Origin of the sequence: Rhodovulum visakhapatnamense (assembly GCF_004365965.1) — a bacterium.
GTDB lineage: Bacteria > Pseudomonadota > Alphaproteobacteria > Rhodobacterales > Rhodobacteraceae > Rhodovulum > Rhodovulum visakhapatnamense.
Genome location: NZ_SOEB01000003.1, coordinates 102,322 through 125,976 on the forward strand (window position 1 = coordinate 102,322; position 23,655 = coordinate 125,976).

A 23,655-nucleotide genomic window follows, 5' to 3' on the forward strand; every position below is an offset into this window, starting at 1 on the left:
CGCAACCGAAGCAACCGAAGCAACCGAAGCAACCGAAGCAACCGAAGCAACCGAAGCAACCGAAGCAACCGAAGCAACCGAAGCAACCGAAGCAACGTCCGATGCCCCGGCCGCCCCTGTCAACGGTCTTGTCGCACTCCCCGGCACCAGCCGCGTCCCCGTCCTCGCCCCGTCGGTGCCATCGACGCCCGACCCCGCCCCCTCTTCGCGCAACGTCCCTGAGGGGGGCACCGCCTCGACCTCATCGACCGGCAGGGGCGATGCCCGGGCAAGGGCCGCGGGCCAGAGGGCAGACCGGACAGCCACCGTCCTTGAGGCAAAGACCGGCGGCCCGGCCGACGCAATCCCGGGCCCGCCCCGCGCCGGCAGTCCGGGCGCCCCCGCGCCATCAGGGTCCGCGGCATCGCCAGACGCTGTCGGCCGGGACATCCCGACCTCGGCCAAAGCCGCAGCCAAGGTGCCGATGGCTCGAACCGCCCCGTCCGGCGACGTCTCCGGCGCAGCCTCGATCGAAGGCCCGGCCGCTGTCACCCGACCGGCCGAGCCGGGCCAGAACCGGGCGCCGTCCGGCCCCTCGACCGGGGCGATCCCAACGGCAAATCCCCTGTCGGAAGCCCCCGAGACCACGCCAGAGGCGACAGGCGCAGCCCCCCAGACTTCTGCGACGCAAACGGAAAGCGGTTCGGCAAGCGCCCTCGGGGGGCATCCGCCCGAAGGCGCCTCGGCACCGCCCGACCTGCTGTCGTCCGGCGCTCGGCTTGGGGGACCGCCACCGGACAGCCGATCCCTGAGCCGCGAAAGCCCGGACCCTCCTGCGCCCACGAAAAGCCCCGTGCCGGACCGGCCTGACACAACCGGGCCGAGAAATCTGCCCGGGGACCGATCCGCGCCGCCGCGGCAGGCGCCGCCGGAGCGGCCGGAGCAGGACGACGCAATGCGGATCGACGGCGCGAAGACGGCCGGTCTTGCGGCGGCGACCTCGCCGAAACCGTCGACGGGCGCCGCGACCGCGCAGGCGCAGGCCGGAAGCGGCGGGCAATCCGCCGCCAGCCCCGCGGCGCAGGAGGCTTTCCGGTCTCCGGTGGCCCCCCGCGCCCCGACGACCGATGCGGCGCGCGACATGTGGGCCGCCGCCCCGGGTCCGGCCCCCGATGGGGCAGACGGCATCGGCACCGCCCCCGCGACAGAGGCGACGACGGGCACCGGGCAGCAAACCGAAATCCCGGCCCCCGTCGGCCGCGCCGCACCGGCAGCCCCGCCCCGCGAAGCACCGCCCAACGAAGCCCCGCCCAACGAAGCCCAGTCCCGCGAAGCACCGCGCGAGGGCGGGCCGATCCCGCACGCCCGCCATCGGCAAGACCGTGAGGCGGACGCCGAGGACGCATCGGAAAGACCGTCGCAGCCTGCCTTCGCGGAGGCCGCCTCCGATGCCCCCGCGGCACCGGACAAAACCGCCCCCGCCGCATCGGCAACGCCCCGGACGGCCGCGCGCCAAAGCGCGGCCCGGCGGCTGGTTCCCGCTCTTGTCGGGACCCGCATCGGCGGCAGCGACAGCGCCCGGGTCACGCCTGAAACGCTTGACCGGATCGCGGCGCAGCTGACATCCGTCCCGCCGCCCGAGATATCGGCCGCACTTGCCTCCGGGGGTGGGGCCGCCCGGGCCGCGGCGCAGGGGCTGCGGCAGGCTGCGCTCGACCATCCGGGCGGGACCGCTCAGATACTGGCCGGGCTCGCGCCGGAGGACATCGCGCGGCTGATCGCGGCGCTTCTGCCAGAGGGGGCGCAGGCCCTGTCGGACGCGGTAGCGGCACTCGAGCGCACCGCGCGCGATCCGGTCTCGGCCCGGCGCGCCGTGGCGCGCCCTCCTTGAGGCCCGGCCGGTCGATCTCGAGGCGGCCCGGGCGCTTGCCCCAATGGATGAGAGAACCCGCGCCCTGATCGACCTTGTGGCGCTTGCCGACGCGTCGCCGCGCCGGGCGGCCCCGCCCCCCCCGGCCTTGCCAGAGACCGAGGCGCCCACGGCATCTGGCCGCGACCGCGCCGCACCTGTCGGCGCCTTCCCTCGCACGCCCCCCGATGCGGCACAGTCCGGCCGGGTGCCAGAGACGCGGCACGCCACAGCCGCCCCCGAGGCCTCCGCGCCGCAAGCCGGCTCCCCCAGGCGGGCGAAGGCTGCCGCAGACATGCGCCCCGAACCGCCTGCGTCCGGGCCAGCCGTGGAGGCGCCGCTTGCGGCGCCTCCCGAAGCGGCGCGGCAGGCTGTCTCGGACCGCGCGGCATCCAGGGCCAGCCCAGCCGGTGGCATGGACGCAGCCGAGCATCCGGACCAACGCCCGCATGCACCGCAGACCGACCGGGCTGGCCCGAGGCCCCGCGAGGCGATGGGGGCACCGGATGGCGCCGCGCCGGGCGTGACGGGCGTCACGACAGACCTCGTCCCCCCGCCGGGTGGACGGGCGCCGCGCAAGGCGGTCAGCGACAACACCGGGGCCGGCGCAGGCACCGTGGAGCTTGGCGGCAGGGAACCGCCCGATCGGATGCCGGCTACCGCTACGGACCGCGCAGGGCGCGCGACCGGAACCAGCCCCGGCAGTGCTGCATCGCCCGGGCCGGAGAGCGGCCCCGATGTGGTAACTCGCGCGCTTGAGCCCGAGGGCAACATGCCCCGGCATCGCCCGGACGGCAGCTCCGGGACCGACCGGACAGCGCCGCCCGTTGGCGCGGCACCCGACGGATGGCCCGGCCACCGGCCCGGTGGCGATGCCCGGCCCGCGCCCGAGCCGGCCGGTCCGGCGGACCGCGGGGACCGGTCCGCTCCGGCCGGACCGGCCGGACACGCCCCTGCGGAGGATCGGCCGACCGCGCCGCCGCAAGGAACCGCCTCCGGATCCCTGCGGGGGGGCGGCGAAGCGGACCCGTCGCGGACCGAGATCTCCACCGCACCGGATCTTGCCGGATCGCCCTCAGACAAACTGCATGCCGGACCGACCGATCCGGCCGCGCCGGGGGCGGCCGAAACCGCAGCGCCGGGTCCGGCGACCGATCGCGCGCCAGGCAAGACCGGCAAGGCCCCCGCCGAGGCGGAGAACGCCGCCCTGCCCCGGGCAGACGCTCCTTCGGAGACGGCAGTCAGATCGGCCGCTGCCCCCCCAGACCCCGACCGTCCCGATCCGGAGGGGGCAGACCGGGACAGCCCCGCCGAGGCCGCGATGGGCACAGCCAGATCGGCAGAATCGCCCCCGCAGCCGGGCGCGCGGGAGGTGGCGCTGGCCGGGCTTTACGAGGCGGCGCTTGGCGATGCGGCCGCAACGGTGCGCGGCATGCTGGACCAGATCGCCGAAGCGCTGCCCGCAAGCCTCAAGGGTCCTCTGGACCGCGATGGCCTCGACGCCGCCAAGCTGGCCGCTGCCGCGGTCGCCGGGCCGGGGCCGGGCGCGGCCGGGCGGGCGGCCGGGGCCTTCCTTGAGGCGCTCGCCTCCGACGATGCAGAGCGGATCGTGCTGTTGCGCGGTCTGGCCGCCCGGCTTGGCTATGCCGCACCCGCGCCCGGACCGCAGGGCACGCTGCGCCGAACCGCCCGGGCGGCGGTCGAGGATCTGTTGAGGGCCGCCGGGGCCACGCCCGCCCCCGCACCGGCCCGCGCCGCGCCGCCGGCCGGGATCGCCCGCGAGGCGGCCACGCACAGCCTCACCGAGCGCGCCGGACTTGTGCTGTTTCACCCCTATCTGCGGATGCTCTTCGACCGGCTCGGGCTGATCGAGGCCCGGCAGATCCGCGCCGATGGCCTGCCCCGCGCCGCTGCCCTGCTGGCCGCCCTGGCCGAGGCCGCGCCCGCCCCGCGCCTGCCCGACCCGCTGGAACGGCTGCTGCTGGGGCTGCCCGACGGCACCCGGCCCGAGCCTTGCCCCACGCTGGCCCCCGCGGAAATCGCCCTGATCGACAGCCTGATCCGCAGCGTCATCGGGCAATGGACCCGGCTGGGCAAGACCTCGCCCGAGGGCCTGCGCGCCACCTTCATCCGCCGCCGCGGGCTGATCGGGACCGACGCGCGCGGCGCGCCCCGGCTGACGGTCGCGCCGGGACCCTTCGACATGCTGCTGGACGGGCTGCCCTGGGCGCTGGGGCCGATCCGGCTGCCCTGGATGCCCGAGGCGCTGAGCGTGATCTGGAGAAACGCCGATGACTGAGCCGCGCCCGACCGATCCCCATGCCGAGGCGCTGAAGGCCGAACTGGGCTGGCTGGCAGAGACCGTCACCGCGCGGCTGACCCATTTCTTCGAGGGCACCGCCACGCCCTTCGTCCTGCCCGACCCGCCCGCGCTGCCCGGAGACTCGGCACTGGCGCGGCTGATCGACAGCGCGGGCCTCGATGCGCCCGCGCGGCTGGTTCTGGCGCTGGCGCTGGCACCGCATCTGGCACCCGCGGCGCTTGACCCGTTCTTCGTCAAGAATTCGGCCATCGACCGGGTCTTTTCCGAATTCGGTGCCGCGCGGGGCGAGGCGCAGGCAGGCGGCCCGGGCTTTGCCCCAAGCGCTGTCACAGCCCTGTTCCTGCTGGGTGGGACCGATGCCGCGGCGCGGATCTCGGCGATGGCGCTGTTCGCGCCCGACCACCCGCTGCGCGCGGCGGCCGGGCTGACCGTCGGCGCGGTCGCAGAGCCCGGCGGCGCCACGCTTCTGTCGGGGCCGCTGACCCTGCCGCCGCACCGGGTGCTGACACTGTGCGCGGGGCGCCCGCCCCGGCCCGATTATGCGCCGGGCTTTCCGGCCAAGCGCCTGACCACCCGGCTTGACTGGGACGAACTGATCCTGCCGCCAGGCGTCAAGCACAGCATCGAGCATCTGGTCGCCTGGTACGCCCATCGCCACCTGATCCGCGAGGAGTGGGGGCTCGCGCGCCGCGTCGGCGCCGGGTTCAAGGCGCTGTTCTACGGCCCCCCCGGCACCGGCAAGACGCTGACCGCGGCGATGCTGGGCAAGCGTACCGGGCTCGATGTCTACCGGATCGACCTGTCGATGGTCGTGTCGAAATATATCGGCGAGACCGAAAAGAACCTCGCCCAGGTCTTCGACATGGCCGAGATGAACGACTGGATCCTGTTCTTCGACGAGGCCGACGCGTTGTTCGGCACAAGGGGCCCGTCCGGTTCGGCCAATGACCGCTATGCCAATCAGGAAGTGGCCTATCTGCTGCAGCGGATCGAGGACTGCCCCGGTCTGGTGATCCTCGCCACCAACCTGCGCAACAATATCGACGACGCCTTCTTCCGCCGGTTCCAGACGGTTGTGGGCTTTCCCCGCCCCGATGCGGGACTGCGCCGCGCGCTCTGGGCCAGCATCCTCGACCGGGTGCCGCTGGCGCACGATGTCGATCTCGATGCGCTGGCGCGCGGCCACGAGATGGCGGGGGGCGCGATCACCAATGTCGTGCATCACGCCACGATCAGCGCGCTCCGGCGCGGCGCCGATACGGTCAGCGCACATGATCTCGCGCAGGCGATCTCGACCGAGATGCGCAAGGAAGGACGCACCGCATGACCAAAGCCCCGCTTCTTTGCCGTCTGGCCCTGATGGCCGCGCTGGCCTGGGCGGCACCCGGCCCGGCGCGGGCCGATTGCACCGATCTTGCGGCCCTGACCGAGCTGCCGCCCGAAGCGGGCAGCATCGACCAGATCCAGCGCGGGCTGCGCAGCGCGCTGCGCGACCCCAGCAGATACCTGCGTGACGGCAAGCTTGGTCCCTATACCAAACAGGCGCTGGTGCGGCTCTGCCGGGCGGTGCCGCTGGGGCTGGGGCGCGACAGCGTCGCGGGCACGCTGGAACTGGCGGCCGATTATGGCGCGCTGGCGCGGTCCGACGCGCATTGGCAGCCGCGCGCGGTGGCCCCGGCGCTGGCCGCACGGCTGGGCGCGATCCCCGAGACCGGCGCGAACCGGCTGGCGCTGCAACTGGCCGGGCCGCCCGCGCTGGCCATCAGCGCGCTTGAGGACTGGCAGAAGGGTGCGGCCTGCGCAGGCCTGTCCGAGGCCGCCCTGTCGGACGAGGCCCGCGCCGGGCTGGCCGCGCTGACCGCGGTCGGGGCCTGGCCCGACACCGATGCGCTTTGCACCGGGCTGACCCCGGTCCCGAATGCGCTGGGCGATCGGGCGGTGGCCGCGGCGCTGGCCGCCTATGGCCGGATCGAGGCGGGACTTCCCGGCGCCGTCGCGCGGCTGGTCTCGCCCGGATTTTCCGACTGGCTGGTGGCCGGACAGGCGACGCGGGTGCCGCGCCTGATGGGCTCGGACGCGGCGGCGGTGGCGCTGATCGCCGAATACCGGCCGAGCCTCTCGCCCGCCACCCAGGCCGATGAGACCGTCGAGGCGGACGAACCGGCCTCCTGCGCGGAACCGGTCAGCCGCACCGTGCTGGACTATACCGCCTTCGACGCGGCCGATTACCAGACGCTGATCGCGCCCGTTGACGTCAAGACGGCGCTGGCCGGGCTCGACGGCAAGACCTTCGCCAGCGCCGAGGACCTCGGTGCCGCCATCGACGCGGCGCTTGGCGGACAGCTCACGCGCTGCGCGCTGGACGAGATCCGCGCGCTGGTCACCGGGTCCTCGCATCTGGGCCTGCGCTTCGGGCTCGATCCGGCGGCGGCCGCGAACATGGCGCTGAACCCAGATCTGGTCGCGGCCTCGGGCGCGGTGGCGCCCTTGGTCGGGCTCTCGACCCCGGTGCGCAAGACGCTCGAGGCGGCCGCCGAGGCCGCGATCCGCAAGGCCGTCCGCGCCGAGTTCGAGGTCGAGATCGAGCTGGCCGCAGACACGCTGGCGGGCGCCGCCGAAGAGATCGTGCCCGGGCTCGACACCCGGCCCGAGGGCGTGCCGGAATTTCCCGAGCTTCCCCTGGGCGCGCCGCTGGGCGTGACCGACGCCACCGACAGCGCGGTGCAGGCCGCGGTCAAGGACACCGATTTCCAGCAGGCGCTGCTGAATGCCGAGTACGCGCCCGCCCCCAATGCCGAGGTGCTGAAGGGCGATGTGCGCCGGTTGCTGGACCCGATCGCCGCGCGCAAGGTCGAAGAGATCGTCAGGACCGCGATGACCGAGGTCGAGGCCGCGATCGACGCGCGCTGGCTTCTGACCCCCGACCTGAGCGCCGCAATCCTCGGGCTCGACGCGGTTGCCGCCGCACAAAGCCTCGACATTCCCGAGGCGACGGCGCTGGCGCTGGAACAGCTGGTCGGTCTGACCTACCCCAATCAGCGGCTCTTCGCGGCGGCGGTCGAGGCGGTGCCGCCGCCCGTCCCTTATGGCCAGTTCGAGGCGGTCAAGCGGCAGGCGCGGCAGGCCGCCTTCCGCACCGTGACCCGCGCCGAGGCGCAGGCCGCGCGCTCGGCCGAGGCGCTGGCGCTGCCGGGCTGCGGCTGCGTCGAGCCGCGGCTCGATCATGCCGAGGTCTATGCCTTCTACCCGTTCTGGATGCTGCCCCGGACGCCCGCCGCCCCCAAGACGGCGGAGGCAGACAGCGCGCCCGCCGCACCCGACCCGCTGAACCAGGTCGATTTCGGTCTGGTCAGCCGGGTCGCGCTTTACGGCTACGAGATCGCCTATGGCGAGGGGTCCCGGCGGGCCGACTTTCCCGACGAGTCCGAATGGAGCGCGATGCGGCGCGACTTCGTCCAGGCCGCGCATCGCCACCGTGCCCGCGCCGATCTGGCGATCACCCTGACCGGCTGGCAGGACTGGACCGATTTCCAGATCGAGACCGCGGTGCAGCAGATCCTGCGCTTCTCGGCGCCGTTTCCCCGGATCGCCGACAATACCTTCAAGGCGCTGGCCGAGGGCTTTCCCACGATCTTCGACGCGCCCCGCCCCGACGGGGTGACGCTGATCTTTCGCGGCTATTCCGGCAGCAAGGACAACGACCCGGCGGCCGGACGGCTGCAGCAGATCGTGTCGCGGGCCCATGAGGGCCTCGCGGCGCGCGGGCAAGGCGTCAATCTGGGGCTCGATCTGGACCTGATCGGCAGCGGCATCGACACGCCGCTGATGAACGACCTGCGCGCGATCCTGGTGCCGCCGACCCCGGTCGCGGAACCCGACGACCCCGATGACGGCGCCGAGTCCGCCGCCAGCGCCGCGCGCGGCCCCAAGCCGCCGGTCGAGCGCATCCTGATCTTCATGGAACGCCCGACCTCGGACGCCAAGAAGACGCTGCGCGCGCGGCTGGAGCATGGCGATTTTCGCGGCCCCGAACGCACCGAGGTGCTGCGCCGGATCGTGCCGGTGCTGCCACCGACCGGCCACCGCGAGGTCGAGCGCCAGCCGCGCAGCGATCTGGACCCCAACGACCATCCCGAGGATTTCAGCCAGTTCCGGGACGATCTTGTCTATTTCCAGGACAATTTCGGCGGCATCGGCTTCTGGCCCGCGCCCGACCCGACCGCGGGGGAAAGCGCGGCGCTGCGGCGGATCTTCAACGAGCTCTGGATCGAGCCGGTGCTGCCGGGCTTCCTGGCCTCGCTGAGCGTGCTTTGCGCCTGGATCTGCCCGCACCGCGCGGTGCTGCTGACCGGCGCGGCGCTGATCGCGCTGGCGACGGCGGGGCTGGTCTGGCGGTCGTTCTACAGCGGTGTCGCCGACCGGCTGGCCTTCGGCTGGAAGCTGGCCTGGATCGGCACCGGGCTGGTGATCCTGATCCTGACGGCGCTGACGGTCTGCGACCCCGACGCGGTGGTGGCGCCCACGGGACTGGCGGCGACGCTTCTGGGTCTGGCGCTGCTGATCGGCTTCACCGCCTATCAGCGGGCGCGGAACGGACCGAAGCCCTGAGCCCGAGACGCAAAACGCCCGGCCAGAGTGGCCGGGCGTGTCGGGTCAGAGTCTCAGGCCGCCGCAGCGGTCACATGATCCGGTAGTTCGGGCTTTCGCGGGTGATCTGCACGTCGTGCACATGGCTTTCCTTCAGCCCCGCGCCGGTGATCCGCACGAAGCTGCAATTCTTGCGCATCTCCTCGACGGTGGCGCAGCCGGTATAGCCCATCGCGGCGCGGAGCCCCCCCACCAGCTGGTGGACGACGGCGCTGGCCGGCCCCTTGTAGGGCACCTGCCCCTCGATCCCTTCGGGCACCAGCTTGTCCGAGGCGGCATCCTTCTGGAAATAGCGGTCGGCCGAGCCCCGCGCCATCGCGCCCAAAGACCCCATGCCCCGGTATTCCTTGAAGGACCGGCCCTGATAGAGCACGACCTCGCCCGGGGATTCGTCGGTGCCCGCGATCATCGAGCCGACCATGGCGCAGGAGGCGCCCGCCGCGATCGCCTTGGCGAAATCGCCCGAATACTTGATGCCGCCATCGGCGATCACCGGCACGTCGCCCGCCGCGGCCGCACAATCCATGATCGCGGTCAGCTGGGGTACGCCCACGCCCGCCACCATCCGCGTGGTGCAGATCGAGCCCGGGCCGATGCCGACCTTGACCGCATCCGCGCCCGCGTCGATCAGGGCCTTGGTCGCCTCGCCGGTCGCGACGTTGCCGGCCATGATCTGAACGCTGTTGGTGGCCTTCCTGAGCCGCTCGACCGCCTTCGCGACGCCCTCGGAATGGCCATGCGCGGTGTCGATCACGATCATGTCGACGCCCGCCTCGACCAGCGCCAGCGAGCGTTCGAAGCCCGCATCCCCCACGGTAGTCGCTGCCGCGACGCGCAGCCGACCAAGCTCGTCCTTGACCGCCTGCGGGTTCAGCACCGATGTCTCGGTATCCTTCAGCGTCAGCAGCCCGGTCAGCTTGCCCGCCGCGTCGGTGATCAGAAGCTTTTCGATCCGGCGCGCCTTCATCAGGTTCAGCGCCTCGGCCCGGTCGACGGGCTCGCGCAGCACGGCAAGATCCTTGCAGGTCATCATCGCGCTGACCGGGGTCGCATCGCTGGCGGCAAAGCGCATGTCGCGGTTGGTGACGATGCCGACCACATGGCCACGTGCGTCGACGACCGGGAAGCCGGTGAAGTTATAGCGCTCGATCAGTGCCTTGGCGTCGCCCAGCGTCTGGTCCGGGCGCAGCGTGATCGGGCTGTAGACGACCCCGGATTCGAACCGCTTGACCCGGCTGACCTCGCGCGCCTGTTCCTCCACCGTCAGGTTGCGGTGGATCACGCCGATCCCGCCCGCCTGGGCCATGGCGATGGCCATCCGGCCCTCGGTGACTGTATCCATCGCCGAGGACAGAAGCGGGATGTTGAGCCGGATCGTGCGGCTGACCCGGGTCGAGGTATCGGCCTGGCTGGGCAGCACGGAGCTGGCGGCGGGAACGAGAAGGACGTCGTCGAAGGTGAGGGCCTCGCGAATCTCCATGGGGGTCTCCTGGGGGAGTTTTCGTTTGGCGCTTCCCTATTTCACGCAAGGGAAGAAAAGAAAAGGGGCAATCGCCAGGGCACACCGGGCTCGTCCCCGACTGGCTGAACCCGACAGGCTGAGCCCGACTGGCCGCGCCCAACTGGCCGCGCCCTGGCGGGCGCGGTGCCTCCGGCGGGGGTATTTCCACCAAGAAGAAAATGCAGGGGCGGCGTGTGGCGGGCCGGGTCAGCAGCAGTTCTGTTCGAGATCGTACAGAAGCTCTTCGGCGGCGCTGTCGCCCAGTTCCTCGAAGAAGGCGTAGAGGCTGTTCACCTGGCTGCCGACGAAATGCAGGTTGTCATTGCCCATGCGGGCCTTTTCGGCCAGCTTCTTTTCGAAATAGCCGACCCAGCGGGACTGGCTGGTCGCCATATGCGCGGCCAGCATCGCCAGCAGGCGGTCGGCCTTGCGGTCGCAATCGATGCCGCAGAAGGTCACGTAGCGGTCGGGGGTCTGGTCGGTCATGGCCATGCGCTCCTCTTCCGGGGCCGGAACTTGGGGGACCGGGTGCTGATAGGCGAGCGCGGGCCGCAGTTCTGTCAGCCAGCCGACAGTTCGGCCAGCTCTTCCAGCCGGGCGATGTCGCACAGCGTCAGATGGCGGCGGTCGGGACGCGCCAGAACCCCCTCGCGGATCAGCTTGTTGATCAGGGTCGAGAGCGTCTGGCGCGAGGTGCCCAGCGCCGAGGCGAGGGATTCGGTGCTGTCGATCAGCCGGATCCGGTCGCTGTCCTGCAGCCGCCGTTCGCCCAGCAGGAACCGCGCGAGCCGGGATTCGACCGGGCGGAAGGCCAGATCCTCGATCAGGTTCATGGCGCCGTGCAGAAGCTGGCCCACCTCGCGGAAGGCCGCGAGCCCCAGCGCGGGCTGGCGGGTGACCAGCGCCAGCATCTCGCTGACCGGCCAGGAGACCACCGTGCTGGGCGCCAGCGCCTCGATCCAGGCGCGGGTATGGGTGACATAGATCCCGCCCGGGCGCAGATAGCCGATGGTCAGCTCGCGCGCAGCACCGTTCAGGCAGATCCGCGCCAGCCCCGCATCCAGCACGAACAGCCGGTCGGGCCCGTCGCCCGGGCGCGCGATGGCCTCGCCCGGCTGGAACCGGCGGCGCAGCCCGCCGGGCAGTTCGGCCAGCCAGGCGGAATGGGGAAAGGGCGCGGACTCGGTCATGGCAGGAGCCTAGCGCGGGCGGGCGGCGCGTGGCCAGAGTGGCTCAGACCCGCGCGGCATTGGTCTGCGCGCCGAGCATGCCCTTTGCCCAGGCCTGCATCACCCACAGAAGGATCGGCGGAATCGCAAGCGTCGCCGCAACCAGGCTGACGCCGCCCGCGATGCGGAAAAGATCGCCCGGCGCCCCGAGCCCGGCCGCCCCGGCCAGTGCCAGCATCAGGCTCGCGAAGGCCGCCATCGGGAAGGTGAAGGCCCCCCAGAGCGGCGAGATCCCCGCAGCCAGGATCCAGCGCGCGCGCGCCAGCATGACCACCAGCAGAGCCGCAGCCAGCGCAGAGGCGGCCAGCGCCAGCGGCATCAGGCCAAGCGACGCGGCCACGGTGCCGATCAGGCAGGCGGGCGCCAGATGGATCGCCAAAAGCGGACGCAGCGGCGCGGGCACGGTCAGGCGCCGCGCCTGCACGAGGCTGGCCGCCCAGATCGCCAGCGCGACCCCGGTCGTGCCGTAAAGCAGGACGGTCGCAAGCCCGGCATGGCCCAGCGGCACGGCGGGCAGGCAGGCGACGATGAAGCCCACGAAATGCAGATGCCAGACCGGCGTGACGCGGCGTTGCTCGGCCGGGCCGGTGGCCAGCCCCCGGATCAGAACCGCCAAAAGCGCCAGATGCAGCCCGAGCCCGGCCCAGAGCAGCGCCTCGGCCAGCGGGCGGGCCAGCGGCACCAGCGCGGCCGAAAGAACATAGACCGACAGCACCGCCGCCGACAGCCCGGCGCGCCCCGGAAGCACCCGCAGATCCTCGGCCAGAACGCCCGGACGGCGCCCGAACTTCAGCGCGTAAGCTATAACCATGAAAAGAAAAAGGAGCGTGATCGCCCCCAGGATCAGATCGCCCGCGGCGCCCGGCACCCCGAAGGGATCGACCGCCCGGCGCCAGGCCAGCCCCAGCCCCAGCGCGCCGAGAACCGGCGGGAAGATCGCGGGCGGGGTCTGGGTGGCGAAACGCGGGCGCGGGGTGAACATATCGGGTCTCTCCTGGCGGCTCGGTCCCGGTGTGCCATGCCTCCGCCGCCCCGGCAAGCCGAACGCCGCCGCGCGAGTTTTTGCTTTACCGGCGCGCCGCGCCCGTTACTCTGAGCCGGGGAGATCAGGGAGGATCCACCGATGAAAACCGCGATCGGCGCCGTGGCGCTGGCCGCCTTCGGCTGCTGTCTTGCGGGCGAAGCGCTGGCCGAGACCTGGAATGTCTCGCTTTGGGGCAAGCGGCGCGCCTTTACCGAGAATGTCGAGAAACTGGCCGAGCTGGTCAGCGAGAAGACCGGGGGCGAGTTCACGCTGTCGCTGTCCTATGGGGGGCTGTCGAAGAACACCGAGAACCTTGACGGCATCCAGATCGGCGCCTTCGAGATGGCCCAGATCTGCGCGGGCTATCACCGCGACAAGAACCCGACGCTGACCGTTCTGGAGCTGCCCTTCCTCGGCGTCGACAGCCTGGAACAGGAACGCGACCTGTCGATGGCGCTGTATCGGCACCCGGCGGTGGTGGCGGATCTGGCGCGCTGGAACGCGACGCTTCTGATGCCGACGCCGATGCCGCAATACAATTTCGTGGGTGTCGGCGAGCCGCCCCGCAAGCTGGCCGATTTCAACGGCATGACCGTGCGCGCGACCGGCGGCATCGGCGAGGCGATGCAGATCATCGGCGCGGTGCCGACCTCGATGGACGCGACCGAGGTGCGCCAGGCGCTGGATTCCGGCGTGGTCAAGGCGGTGTCCTTCGCGCCCCATGCGCATATGTCCTTCGGCACCATCGACACCGGTACCTGGTGGACGACGAACCTGAACCCCGGCACGGTGAACTGCCCGGTGGTGGTCAACAGCGACGCGCTGGCGGCGCTGTCGGACGCGCATCGCGAGGCGCTGCTGGGGTCCGTCGACGAGGCGCTGGCGCATTACATCGCCTATTACAACAGCGAGACCATGGCGCGCTGGGGACCGGCGCTCGACGAGCGCGGGATCGAGCGGATCACCTTCGCGCCCGAGGCGATGGCCGAGTTCCGCGCGGCAGCGGCAGGCCCCGTGGCCGCGGCCTGGATCGAAGAGATGAGCGCCCGCGGCCTGCCCGCGCAGGAGCTTTACGACACCGTGACCGGGCAGATCGGGCAGTAGCCCGAAGACCTGCCCGGAGCGCGGGCCGGGCCGGGCGGCGCACCCTGCCCGGCCCGGTGTGCCTTGCACCGCCGCCTGACCGTCCGGGCCTGCGCCCGAACCGTCCCCCCAAGCCAAGGAGAGCCCCATGGCCATCCATGCCCCGGTGCTGGAGGATGACAGCCCGCTCTCGCGGCTCGACCGCGGGCTTTACCGGCTTGAACGCCAGCTGGCGCTGCTGGCGGGGCTGGCGGTCTTTGCCCTGATGCTGCTGGCCGTGGTGTCGGTCGGCGGGCGGCAGGTCTTCAACCAGCCGCTGGCGGGCTATGTCGACTGGATCCAGCAGGGCATGCCGCTGATCGCCTTTCTGGGCATCGCCTATACCCAGCGGGATGGCGGCCATATCCGGATGGACATTCTGGTGGCCCGGCTGTCGGGCCGGGCCTTGTGGGCGGCCGAGGCGGTGACGACGCTGGCCATGCTGATCGTGATGGCGCTTCTGGTCTGGGGCAGCTTCGCCCATTTCCAGCGCAGCTTCGACTGGGGCGCGCCGCTGTTCAGCCGGGACAGCTCGATCGACATCAACCTGCCGCTCTGGCCCGCCAAGCTTCTGGCGCCGGTCGCCTTCTCGGTCCTGTGCCTGCGGCTTGCGGTCCAGCTCTGGGGCTTTGGCCGGGCCTTCGTTCTGGGGCTGGCGGCGCCCGTCGCGGTGCCGCTGGTGGTGTCGGTGGCCGATCAGGCGGCGGCCGAGGCGGGCCATGTCTCGGGCGCGGACGACTAGGGGGCGGGAATGGAACCGATCGACATCGGCCTTGCGGTCACGGGCATCCTCTTCGTCGTGGTCCTGCTGGGCATGCGGGTGGCCTTTGCCGCGGCGCTGGCGGGGCTTTTGGGGCTGATCTGGATCTTCTGGTCGAAGAAGGGCTATGACCCGGAGGCCTTCGGCTGGGCGCTGACGGTCGCGGTCAAGACCGCCGGTCAGGTGCCGCATTCGAAGGTGGCCAGCCAGGCGCTGAGCCTGATCCCCACCTTCATCCTGATCGGCTATCTGGCCTATTACGCTGGGCTCACCCGCGCGCTGTTCGACGCGGCGAAGAAATGGTTCGGCTGGCTGCCGGGCGGACTCGCGGTCTCGACCGTCTTTGCCACGGCGGGCTTTGCCGCCGTTTCGGGCGCCTCGGTCGCGACCTCGGCGGTCTTCGCCCGGATCGCCATCCCCGAGATGCTGAAGATCGGCTATGACAAGCGCTTTGCCGCGGGCGTCGTCGCGGCGGGGGGCACGCTGGCCAGCCTGATCCCGCCCTCGGCGATCCTTGTCATCTATGCCATCATCGTCGAGCAGGATGTGGGCAAGCTGCTGCTGGCGGGCTTCGTGCCGGGCATGGTCTCGGCCTGCATCTATGCGCTTCTGATCGTCGCGATGGCGCTGGCCCTGCCCCGCTTCGGCCCGGCCGTCCGGGGCTTCAGCTGGGGCGAGCGGCTGCGCGCCCTGCCCAAGGCGCTGCCGATCCTCTTCGTGGTCTGGACCATCGTCTTCTTCGTCTACAACCCCTTCGGCGGAGACGCCTGGGGCACACCGACCGAGGGCGGGGCCATCGGCGCCTTCGTGATCTTCCTGATGGCGATCTGGCACGGCATGCGCTGGCCGCAATTCAAGGACGCGCTGCTGGAGACCGCCAAGCTGTCGGCGATGATCTTCACCATCATCTGGGGCGTGCTGATCTATGTGCGCTTCCTGGGCTTCGCCGATCTGCCGGGCGCGTTCTCGGACTGGATCACCGGGCTGAACCACCCGCCGATGCTGACCCTGGTGATGATCCTGCTGGCCTATGCGGTGCTGGGCATGTTCATGGACGCGATCGGGATGCTGCTGTTGACGCTGCCCGTGGTCTATCCGGCGGTGATGGCGCTGAACGGGGGCGAGTATGTCTCGGCCGCGGACAGCGCCTTCGGCATGTCGGGGCCGATGTGCGCGATCTGGTTCGGCATCCTCGTCGTCAAGATGGCCGAACTGTGCCTGATCACGCCGCCTATCGGGCTCAATTGCTTCGTCGTGGCGGGCGTGCGCGACGACCTGACGGTGCAGGACGTGTTTCGCGGCGTCGCCCCCTTCTTCGTGGCCGACGCCATCACCATCGCCGTGCTGATCGCGGTGCCCGGGATCGTCCTGTGGCTGCCAAGCTTCGCCTGAACGGGGCGGCTAGGAAACGTCCGCGACACCCCCGGCCCGGGCCTCGGCGCCAAGCGCGCGCAGGAAGGCCGCGATGTTCTCGCGCGCGGCGCCCTCATTGGCATAGCGCAGCCGCTCGGAGCCGAGAAACGACTCGCCCAGCCGCGCGGTATGGCGGGTGACGATCCGCCGTTCCCATCGGGTCTTTCCGGCGCGGTCCTGCAGCCGGTAGCGCACGGTCAGCCCGACCTGCATGTCGAGCCCGAACAGCGGCTGGGTGATCTCCTCGATCTCGGCCCTCAGCACATAGCGGCCCGAGGCGGAATAGGCCCCAGACAGCAGAAGCGCACTGCGCAGCGCAGCCTTGAAATCGGCATCGGCAATCTGCGAGGCCAGCGCCGGATTGGTATCCTTGCCGCCAGCGGTCTCGATGCCGGAAATCGCGCCGCGATGAGGGTTGCCTGCGGGCAGCGGCGCGATGGCGGCCGGGATCATCGCCGTTTCGTCCGCCCCATGGGCGCAGGCAGAAAGCAGCGCGCAAAGCGCGAGTGCGCCGAACGGGCGGGGCATCGGCATGGTCATCCTCCCAAAGGCTCCCAGAGCGGCGGCGCCGGGCGGCGTCCCGGGAAGCATGCCAGACCTTCGCGGTCCCGCAGGGCGACCCGTTGCCGCAACCGCCCCGGCTCAGAGCGGCCCGCCGGTCGGCGCGCCCTCGGCGCTGGCGCCGAGGCTGCGAAGCAGCAGCGCGATATTGTCCTTGGCGGCGTTTTCGCTGGCGATCCGCAGCCGGTCCACGCCCCGCACCGCCTGGCCCAGCGGCGAGGTGTAAGAGGTCGTCACGGTCTGGTCGAAGACCGCGAGGCCGGTCGCGTCGTGGATGGTGTAATGCACCACCATCGCCACCTGCACCCTGGTGCCGGTCTGCGGCTGGGTCACGCTTTGCACATCGGCATTCAGCCGGTAGGTCCCGCCCGCGGTCAGGATCCCCGCCCGGCTCAGCGACTGCGCCAGATCGGACCGGAAGCCCGGCCCCGAGAATTCGGCGTTCCACATCGGGTTCGCAACCAGACCGTCGGTGCCGGTGACGGTGCCGACCGCATTCGCCCAGGCGCTGCCGGGCGCGACCGGGCCGATCACGCCGGGCGCCATCGAGCCCATCGGACCGGTCTGGACACAGGCCCCCAGAAACAACAGCGGAAGCGCGACAAGCAGGGACCGGCGGGCCATCGAACGCGGCATCGGAGGGCATCCTTCCTTCATGGGCGCCCGTCCCGGGCAGAACCGGCACCCGGAGGGCTGTGGCGCCTTTCTCGGCCCTGCCCCGCGCCCCGTCAAGCGCCGCCCGCGCGCCCCGGCGGGCTATCGCCAGAGCAGCGACCGCCCCCCGGCGAAGAGATGCACCCGGCCCGGATCGGCGGTCATCCTGAGGGTCTTGCCGCGCAGCCCGGCATGGACCCCGGCCAGCTTGGCGATCACCGGATCGGCCTCGGGGTCTGCGCGCTCGAAATAGAGCTGGGTGACCTCGCCCAGGGCCTCTAGGATCTCGACCCGGCCCTCGAAGGCGTAATCCTCGCCATCGGTCGCCTCCATGTCCTCGGGGCGGATGCCGACCCGGACCTTGCGCCCCTTGTCGCCGGGCTCGGTCGGCACCTTCGAGGCAATGGTGCCGCCGCCCGCCGCCAGCCGCACCTCTGTCGTCTCGCCGGTGCCTGAAATCGCACCCTCCAGCAGGTTCATCGCCGGGCTGCCGATGAACTGGGCCACGAATTCCGAGCGCGGCTTCTCGTAAAGCTCGAGCGGCGGACCGACCTGGGCCACGCCCTTGTCGGCCAGAACCACGATGCGGCTGGCCAGCGTCATCGCCTCGACCTGATCATGGGTGACATAGATCATCGTGCTGTCGGGCATCGCCTCCTTAAGCTGGGCGATCTCGATCCGGGTGGCCACGCGCAGCGCCGCGTCGAGGTTCGAGAGCGGCTCGTCGAAGAGATAGACCTTGGGGTCGCGCACGATGGCCCGGCCGATGGCCACGCGCTGGCGCTGGCCGCCCGACAGCGCCTTGGGCAGCCGGTCGAGATAGGGCTCGAGCTGCAGCCTGCGCGCGGCGCGCGTCACTGCGGCGTCGATCTCGTCGCGCGAGCGCCCCGCGATCTTCAGCGCGAAGGCCATGTTGTCGCGCACGCTCATATGCGGGTAAAGCGCGTAGGACTGGAACACCATGGCGATGCCGCGCTGGGCAGGCGGCACGTCGTTCACCCTCACCCCGTCGATGGTCAGGGTCCCCGCGGTGATCCGTTCGAGCCCCGCGATCATCCGCAGAAGCGTGGACTTGCCACAGCCCGAGGGGCCCACGAAGACCACCAGCTCGCCGGTCTCGATCTCGAGGTCGATCCCCTTCAGCACCTCGACCGCGCCATAGCTCTTGCCCACGCCGCTGAGTGTCAGACCCGCCATCACGCCCCCTTCCGCCGCAGCATCAGCGAGGGCTGCCACGGTCCCAGATGCACCAGCCCGTCGGCCCCCGGCCGGGCGGCGTTGATTTCGGCACCCAGCGGCCGCCAGTCGCCCCCGGGCGGGACCAGCGCGGCGGGCGTCTCGCCCAGATTGATCGCCACGAACATCTCGGCCGTCGCGTCGCGGCGCCGGAAGGACAGCACATTGCCCTCGGCGCGCACCCTGTCCATCGCGCCGCGCGCCAGCACCGGATTGGCATGGCGAAAGGCGATGGCGCGGCGGTAATGGTGGATCGGCGCCTCGGGCGCATGCTCCTGCGCCGCCACGGCCAGCCCGATATGGGTCTCGGGGATCGGCAGCCAGGTGCGCGGCGCGAGGGAAAACCCCGCATGCAATTCCTCGGCGGCCCAGACCATCGGCGTGCGACAGCCGTCACGTCCCTTGAATTCGGGCCAGAAGGCGATGCCGTAAGGGTCCTGCAGCGCCTCGAAGGGCACATCGGCCTCGGGCAGGCCCAGCTCTTCGCCCTGATAAAGACAGACCGAGCCCTTGAGGCAGAGCGTCAGCGTCAGAAACCCGCGCAATGCCGCAGGCGACAGGCCCCAGCGGGTCGGGTGGCGCACGACATCGTGGTTGGACAGTGCCCAGCAGACCCAGCCCTCGGCCGCGACCCGGTCGAGCCGCGCATAGACCGCGGCGATGCGCGCGGCGGTCAGCGGCGCGCTGCCGAGAAAATCGAAGGCATAGCACATCTGCACCTTGTCGCCGCCCGAGGTATATTGCCCGAGGATTTCCAGATCGCTTTGCGCGTCGCCCACCTCGCCCAGCGCAACAGCGCCGTACTCGTCCCGAGTGGCTCTGAATTTTCTCAGGAAATCAATATTTTCTGGCTGGTTCTTGTCGTAAAGGTGAAGCTGGTGATTGTAGGGGTTCACCCGGGGCGCGATATTGTCGTTGCGCTCTTCGACCGGCAACGGAGGATTGGAGCGTAACTCCTTGTCGCAAAAGTAGAAATTGATGGTGTCCAGGCGAAACCCGTCGACGCCCCGATCCAGCCAGAACCGCGCGGTGTCGAAGATGGCCTGCTGCACCGCCTTGCAATGCAGGTTCAGATCGGGCTGCGAGGCCAGGAAATTGTGCAGGAAATACTGCTCGCGCCCCGGGTCCCAGGCCCAGGCCGGGCCGCCGAAGATCGACAGCCAGTTGTTGGGCGGCGTGCCGTCGGGCCTGGGGTCCGACCAGACATACCAGTCGGCCCTTGGGTTGGTGCGGCTCGACCGGCTTTCGACGAACCAGGGGTGGCGGTCCGAGGAATGCGACAGAACGAGGTCGATCATCACCCGCAACCCGCAGCCATGGGCGGCCGCGACCAGCGCGTCGAAATCGGCAAGGCTGCCGAACAGCGGATCGACATCGCAATATTCCGAGATGTCGTAGCCGAAATCCTTCATCGGCGAGGGGAAGAAGGGCGAGATCCAGATCGCGTCCACCCCCAGCGAGGCGACATGCGGCAGCCGCCGGATGATGCCCGGCAGATCGCCCACCCCGTCATTGTTCGAATCCTGAAAGCTGCGCGGGTAGATCTGGTAGATCACCGCGCCGCGCCACCAGTCGGGATCGTCGTTCAGGGCCAAACCCGCCTCCTCATTTCACCGACCCGGCCAGAAGGCCGCGCACCAGATACCGTTGCAGCGCGAAGAAGACCGCCAGCGGCACCGCCATCGAGATGAAGGCCGCGGCCGCCAGGATGCCCCAGTCGCCCCCGTGCGAGCCCAGAAGGTCGTCGGCGATCTTGACCGTCATCACCTTGGTTTCCGAGGCGGCGGGCAGGAAGACCTTGGCGACCAGCAGGTCGTTCCAGGTCCAGAGGAACTGGAAGATCGCGAAGCTCGCCAGTGCCGGAAAGCTCAGCGGCAGCACGATCCGCGTGAAGACCTGGAAATCGGTGGCGCCGTCGACCTTTGCGCTTTCGATGATGTCGCGCGGCAGCCCGGCCATGTAGTTGCGCAGAAGATAGACCGCCAGCGGCAGGCCGAACCCGGTATGGGCGAACCAGATGCCCATGAAGCTCTGGCCGATCCCCACCGCCTCATGCAGCCGCAGAAGCGGCACCAGCGCCAGTTGCAGCGGCACCACCAGCAGCCCCACCACCGCCGCGATCAGCAGGCCCCGGCCCGGGAACTCCATCCAGGCCAGCGCATAGGCCGCGAAGGCCGCGATCAGGATCGGAATGACCGTGGCCGGGATCGTCACCGTCAGCGTGTTGACGAAGGCCCGGTCCATGCCGTCGGCGCCCAGAACCATGCGGTAATTGTCGAGCGTGACCTTGGGCGGGGTCTCGGCCTCGAAATAGATCGTGGGGCCGCGCCGGCCGAAGGGCGCGTCCGCCTGCGCCGTGAAGCTGCCATCGGCCGCCACCGTCAGCCGGCCGCCGCCGCGCAGATCGGCGGTCGCACCCGGCGCGAATTCGGCCGGCGCGCGGCCCGTGACGCCAAAGCCCGTGACCGTGCCCGTCCCGGCGCTGTCCCCGCTGTCGAAGACATTGCCGCTGAGGACGAACCGCCCGTGGCGTTCGACTGCCGCGCCCGGATCGGTGCGCAGCCGGTAGGTCTGTTCCACCGGCAAAGGCGCCTCCCACCAGCCCGAGGCCGAGATCTGGTCGCGGTCGCGGAAGGACGACACCAGAAGCCCCACGGTCGGCACCAGCCACAGCACGACCAGCGCCGCCACCGTCAGATGCACCGCCCAGGTCAGCCGCGATTTCGCTCCGGCATGGCCGTCCATCAGCGCATCTCCTTGCGGGCCTGAAGGATGTTCCAGACCATCACCGGCAGCACGATCAGCATGATGACGAAGGCCACCGCGGTGGCGCGCCCGTCATCCTTGAACATGTAGCTCATCATGTAGCTGGGCAGGATCTGGGTGCCGAAATTGCCGCCCGTCATGGTGTAGACGATGTCGAAGACCTTCAGCACGAGGATGGTGATGGTGGTCCAGACCACGACGATGGTGCCGGTGATCTGCGGCACCATCACCCGGAAGAAGATCTGGAACGGGTTGGCGCCGTCGAGGATCGCGGCCTCGATGGTCTCGTCGGGAATGCCGCGCAGCGCCGCCGACAGGATCACCATGGCAAAGCCGGTCTGGATCCAGATCAGGATCGCCATCAGGAAGAAGGTGTTCCAGAACGGGATCTGGATCACGTCGATGGGGTCCTGAAACCCGAGCCCGGCCCGGATCGCGTTGATCAGCCCGATATCGGCCTCGTTCGCGTAGACGAATTTCCAGATCAGCGAGGCACCGACGAAGGAGATTGCCATCGGCATGAAGATCATCGACTTGGCGATGTTGCCCCAGCGGATGCGGTCGGTCAGCTGCGCCGCGATCAGCCCCAGGAAGGTCGAGGCCGCGGGCACCACCAGCACCCACAGAAGATTGTTGAAAAGCGCGGTGCGGAAGGCCGGATCGGCCGCCAGATCGGTGTAGTTGCCCAGCCCGATGAAGCTGCCGCCATCGCGGTTGTAAAGCGAGCGCCAGAACGAGCCCACGACCGGATAGACGAGGTAAAGCCCCAGCGCCGCCATCGCGGGCGCGAGGAACAGCCAGGGCCGGACCGCATTGGCGCGCGAGATGTTGCGCCCCGGGTCGCGGCCCGAGGGCGGAAAGATCACCCGGTCGAGCAGCAGGTTCGCCGCGTAGAAATACCCCACGCAACCCCCGACCCCGATCAGGATCGTCACCATCCCCTGCAGCAAGGGCGACATTGGCGGTCCTCCCGTTCCGGCCCGATCGTCGGGGCCGGATCTTCGCCCGGCCCCGGCTTGCCCTCCTCCGGCGCGCTAGCGGATCGAGCTCCAGCGTTGCTCGATGTCATGCGCCGCGGTCTCGGCGTCCTTCCGGCCGGTCGTGTAATCGACCATGCCCTTCCAGAACGCATCCGCCCCGACTTCGCCCGGCATCAGGTCGGACCCGTCGAAGCGGAAGGTCGTGGCGCTGGTCAGGATCTCGCCCTGGGCGCGCATGCTGTCGGTCGCGTAGGCCTCGGGACTGGCGCCGGTGAACGGCGTCAGAAAGCCCGACTGCGCCATCCAGACCTCATGGGCGATGGGCGTCTTCAGGAAATCGATGAAGGCATGCGCCGCCTCGCTGTCGCGGGTGATCGCCCAGAGCGTGCCCGCCCCCAGAACCGGTGTGCCCAGATCGCGCTCGGCCGAGGCCGGGAAGTAGAAGAAATCGACATCGAGCCCGATTTCGGTGCCAGCGGGGAAATAGGTGTCGATGAAGCTGGCCTGCCGGTGCATGTAGCAGCCCGGCGGAAAGCTGAAGAGCCCGGCCGGGCTTTCGCGGAAATCGGTGGTCGCGACCGCCTGCGACCCGCCCTCGACGAAGGCGTCGTTCCGCGCGAACCAGCCATAGGCCTCGATCGCCCCGACCACGGCCGGGTCGTCGAAGGGGATCTGGTGGCTGACCCAGGCATCGTAGGTTTCGGGCGGCTCGCGGCGCAGCATCAGGTCCTCGACCCAGTCGGTGGCGGGCCAGCCCGTGGCCGCGCCGGACCCGAGCCCGATGCACCAGGGCGTGCCGCCGTCGTCCGCGATCCGTTCGGTCAGCGCCTTCAGATCCTCCAGCGTCCCGGGGATCTCGTAGCCTGCCTCGGCGAAGGCATCGGGCGCGTACCAGACCAGGGACTTCACGTCGACCTTGTAGAAGAAGCCATATAGCGCCTCGGTGCCGCCTTCATCGGCATAGGTTCCGAGATCGACCCAGCTGTCGCCCGCGGCGTAGTTCTCGCGCACCCAGTCGGCGGTCTCGGGGCCCAGCGGCGTGAGAAACCCGCGCCGCGCCATGTCGGCGGCCAGCCCCGGCTGCGGGAACACCGCGATATTGGGCGCAGACCCCGCCTGGGCGGCGATGACGATATCCTGTTCGAAACTGTCGGACCCCGAATAGCGCACGCGCGCGCCGGTCGCGGCCTCGAAATAGGCCAGCACGCTTTCGACCAGATCCTTGTCGGGGCCGATCCAGACCCCCGAAATGTCCAGGATCTGGCCGCTCAGATCGTGGCTGTCGGCAAACGCCTCGTAGCTGTCCCACGAAAACCGCGCATCCTCGCCCGGCGTGAATTTCAGCGCCTGCGCCCCGGCCGTGCCCGCGAACAGGGCCAGCGCGGCGGCCGTGGCACCGGCCATCCTGATAAGTTGCATGTCGACCTCCCCTCGGACCCGCCCGCCGGCCGGCCCAGTCGTTGTCCAGTCATTCTTCCGACGTTCTCTGTCGTCGTGGTGCACCCGTCCGGGGGCAGGCACGCCCCCGGGGGAGTCGTCCTCGAACGGTGG

General features: G+C 70.5%; 18 protein-coding genes. 7 read left to right on the top strand and 11 right to left on the bottom strand.

What is annotated here, in order from left to right:
- Positions 1-934 precede the first annotated feature (934 nt).
- From EV657_RS03785 to EV657_RS03800, 4 genes are all read left to right on the top strand, one after another.
- Entirely contained in the window at positions 935-1,870 is a 936-nt protein-coding gene (locus tag EV657_RS03785) for a hypothetical protein (protein ID WP_134077180.1), read from the top strand.
- A gap of 1,339 nt (positions 1,871-3,209) precedes the next feature.
- Entirely contained in the window at positions 3,210-4,187 is a 978-nt protein-coding gene (locus EV657_RS03790; protein WP_134077181.1) for a contractile injection system tape measure protein, read from the top strand.
- The gene (locus EV657_RS03795; RefSeq protein ID WP_134077182.1) at positions 4,180-5,538 is read left to right on the top strand and encodes an ATP-binding protein; all 1,359 of its coding nucleotides are present in this window, start codon (positions 4,180-4,182) and stop codon (positions 5,536-5,538) included. Before EV657_RS03790 ends, EV657_RS03795 begins: the two co-directional genes overlap by 8 nt.
- Positions 5,535-8,819, top strand: coding sequence for a hypothetical protein (locus EV657_RS03800; RefSeq protein WP_134077183.1), 3,285 nt, complete (start codon positions 5,535-5,537; stop codon positions 8,817-8,819). Before EV657_RS03795 ends, EV657_RS03800 begins: the two co-directional genes overlap by 4 nt.
- Positions 8,820-8,889: 70 nt before the next feature.
- Here EV657_RS03800 and guaB read toward each other — a convergent pair whose 3' ends face one another.
- The 4 genes from guaB to EV657_RS03820 all read right to left on the bottom strand — a co-directional run bounded on the left by guaB (position 8,890) and on the right by EV657_RS03820 (position 12,570).
- Positions 8,890-10,338, bottom strand: a complete 1,449-nt coding sequence (guaB, locus tag EV657_RS03805) for an IMP dehydrogenase (RefSeq protein WP_075786054.1) — start codon at positions 10,336-10,338, stop codon at positions 8,890-8,892.
- 228 nt (positions 10,339-10,566) lie between these two features.
- A complete protein-coding gene (gene cowN / locus EV657_RS03810) occupies positions 10,567-10,845 on the bottom strand; it encodes a N(2)-fixation sustaining protein CowN (RefSeq protein WP_075787587.1) in 279 nt (92 codons plus the stop codon).
- Between the two features lie 74 nt (positions 10,846-10,919).
- The gene (locus EV657_RS03815) at positions 10,920-11,549 is read right to left on the bottom strand and encodes a Crp/Fnr family transcriptional regulator (protein WP_075786055.1); all 630 of its coding nucleotides are present in this window, start codon (positions 11,547-11,549) and stop codon (positions 10,920-10,922) included.
- A gap of 43 nt (positions 11,550-11,592) precedes the next feature.
- Positions 11,593-12,570 carry a TDT family transporter gene (locus tag EV657_RS03820; protein WP_134077184.1) on the bottom strand — a complete coding sequence of 326 codons (978 nt, stop codon included), beginning with the start codon at positions 12,568-12,570 and terminating at the stop codon, positions 11,593-11,595.
- Positions 12,571-12,711: 141 nt separating this feature from the next.
- On the opposite strand from EV657_RS03820, the gene dctP reads away from it, so the two are divergent.
- The 3 genes from dctP to EV657_RS03835 all read left to right on the top strand — a co-directional run bounded on the left by dctP (position 12,712) and on the right by EV657_RS03835 (position 15,886).
- Complete coding sequence (gene dctP, locus EV657_RS03825) at positions 12,712-13,716, top strand: TRAP transporter substrate-binding protein DctP (RefSeq protein WP_075786057.1); 1,005 nt, start codon at positions 12,712-12,714, stop codon at positions 13,714-13,716.
- 127 nt (positions 13,717-13,843) lie between these two features.
- A complete protein-coding gene (locus EV657_RS03830; protein WP_134077185.1) occupies positions 13,844-14,476 on the top strand; it encodes a TRAP transporter small permease subunit in 633 nt (210 codons plus the stop codon).
- 9 nt (positions 14,477-14,485) lie between these two features.
- Positions 14,486-15,886 carry a TRAP transporter large permease gene (locus EV657_RS03835; protein ID WP_134077186.1) on the top strand — a complete coding sequence of 467 codons (1,401 nt, stop codon included), beginning with the start codon at positions 14,486-14,488 and terminating at the stop codon, positions 15,884-15,886.
- A 9-nt stretch (positions 15,887-15,895) separates the two neighbouring features.
- Here EV657_RS03835 and EV657_RS03840 read toward each other — a convergent pair whose 3' ends face one another.
- From EV657_RS03840 to EV657_RS03870, 7 genes are all read right to left on the bottom strand, one after another.
- Positions 15,896-16,441 carry a hypothetical protein gene (locus EV657_RS03840; RefSeq protein ID WP_113669885.1) on the bottom strand — a complete coding sequence of 182 codons (546 nt, stop codon included), beginning with the start codon at positions 16,439-16,441 and terminating at the stop codon, positions 15,896-15,898.
- 108 nt (positions 16,442-16,549) lie between these two features.
- Positions 16,550-17,104, bottom strand: coding sequence for a hypothetical protein (locus EV657_RS03845; RefSeq protein ID WP_134077187.1), 555 nt, complete (start codon positions 17,102-17,104; stop codon positions 16,550-16,552).
- A gap of 120 nt (positions 17,105-17,224) precedes the next feature.
- Complete coding sequence (locus EV657_RS03850) at positions 17,225-18,319, bottom strand: ABC transporter ATP-binding protein (protein ID WP_134077188.1); 1,095 nt, start codon at positions 18,317-18,319, stop codon at positions 17,225-17,227.
- On the bottom strand, positions 18,319-19,953 hold the full coding sequence (locus tag EV657_RS03855) for an alpha-amylase family glycosyl hydrolase (protein ID WP_134077189.1): 1,635 nt from the start codon (positions 19,951-19,953) through the stop codon (positions 18,319-18,321). The genes EV657_RS03850 and EV657_RS03855 overlap by 1 nt, the downstream gene beginning before the upstream one ends.
- Positions 19,954-19,963: 10 nt before the next feature.
- On the bottom strand, positions 19,964-21,103 hold the full coding sequence (locus EV657_RS03860) for an ABC transporter permease subunit (RefSeq protein ID WP_134077190.1): 1,140 nt from the start codon (positions 21,101-21,103) through the stop codon (positions 19,964-19,966).
- Positions 21,103-22,083: a carbohydrate ABC transporter permease gene (locus EV657_RS03865; RefSeq protein WP_113669889.1), complete on the bottom strand. Its 981-nt coding sequence runs from the start codon at positions 22,081-22,083 to the stop codon at positions 21,103-21,105. The genes EV657_RS03860 and EV657_RS03865 overlap by 1 nt, the downstream gene beginning before the upstream one ends.
- Positions 22,084-22,158: 75 nt before the next feature.
- On the bottom strand, positions 22,159-23,523 hold the full coding sequence (locus tag EV657_RS03870) for an ABC transporter substrate-binding protein (protein ID WP_113669890.1): 1,365 nt from the start codon (positions 23,521-23,523) through the stop codon (positions 22,159-22,161).
- Positions 23,524-23,655: the final 132 nt, after the last annotated feature.

Bases quoted from the DNA above. Each gene is read 5' to 3' on its own strand.
- EV657_RS03785 (WP_134077180.1), top strand. From the start codon at position 935: ATGCGGATCGACGGCGCGAAGACGGCCGGTCTTGCGGCGGCGACCTCG.
- EV657_RS03790 (WP_134077181.1), top strand. From the start codon at position 3,210: ATGGGCACAGCCAGATCGGCAGAATCGCCCCCGCAGCCGGGCGCGCGG.
- EV657_RS03795 (WP_134077182.1), top strand. From the start codon at position 4,180: ATGACTGAGCCGCGCCCGACCGATCCCCATGCCGAGGCGCTGAAGGCC.
- EV657_RS03800 (WP_134077183.1), top strand. From the start codon at position 5,535: ATGACCAAAGCCCCGCTTCTTTGCCGTCTGGCCCTGATGGCCGCGCTG.
- guaB (WP_075786054.1), bottom strand. From the start codon at position 10,338: ATGGAGATTCGCGAGGCCCTCACCTTCGACGACGTCCTTCTCGTTCCC.
- cowN (WP_075787587.1), bottom strand. From the start codon at position 10,845: ATGACCGACCAGACCCCCGACCGCTACGTGACCTTCTGCGGCATCGAT.
- EV657_RS03815 (WP_075786055.1), bottom strand. From the start codon at position 11,549: ATGACCGAGTCCGCGCCCTTTCCCCATTCCGCCTGGCTGGCCGAACTG.
- EV657_RS03820 (WP_134077184.1), bottom strand. From the start codon at position 12,570: ATGTTCACCCCGCGCCCGCGTTTCGCCACCCAGACCCCGCCCGCGATC.
- dctP (WP_075786057.1), top strand. From the start codon at position 12,712: ATGAAAACCGCGATCGGCGCCGTGGCGCTGGCCGCCTTCGGCTGCTGT.
- EV657_RS03830 (WP_134077185.1), top strand. From the start codon at position 13,844: ATGGCCATCCATGCCCCGGTGCTGGAGGATGACAGCCCGCTCTCGCGG.
- EV657_RS03835 (WP_134077186.1), top strand. From the start codon at position 14,486: ATGGAACCGATCGACATCGGCCTTGCGGTCACGGGCATCCTCTTCGTC.
- EV657_RS03840 (WP_113669885.1), bottom strand. From the start codon at position 16,441: ATGCCGATGCCCCGCCCGTTCGGCGCACTCGCGCTTTGCGCGCTGCTT.
- EV657_RS03845 (WP_134077187.1), bottom strand. From the start codon at position 17,104: ATGCCGCGTTCGATGGCCCGCCGGTCCCTGCTTGTCGCGCTTCCGCTG.
- EV657_RS03850 (WP_134077188.1), bottom strand. From the start codon at position 18,319: ATGGCGGGTCTGACACTCAGCGGCGTGGGCAAGAGCTATGGCGCGGTC.
- EV657_RS03860 (WP_134077190.1), bottom strand. From the start codon at position 21,103: ATGGACGGCCATGCCGGAGCGAAATCGCGGCTGACCTGGGCGGTGCAT.
- EV657_RS03865 (WP_113669889.1), bottom strand. From the start codon at position 22,083: ATGTCGCCCTTGCTGCAGGGGATGGTGACGATCCTGATCGGGGTCGGG.
- EV657_RS03870 (WP_113669890.1), bottom strand. From the start codon at position 23,523: ATGCAACTTATCAGGATGGCCGGTGCCACGGCCGCCGCGCTGGCCCTG.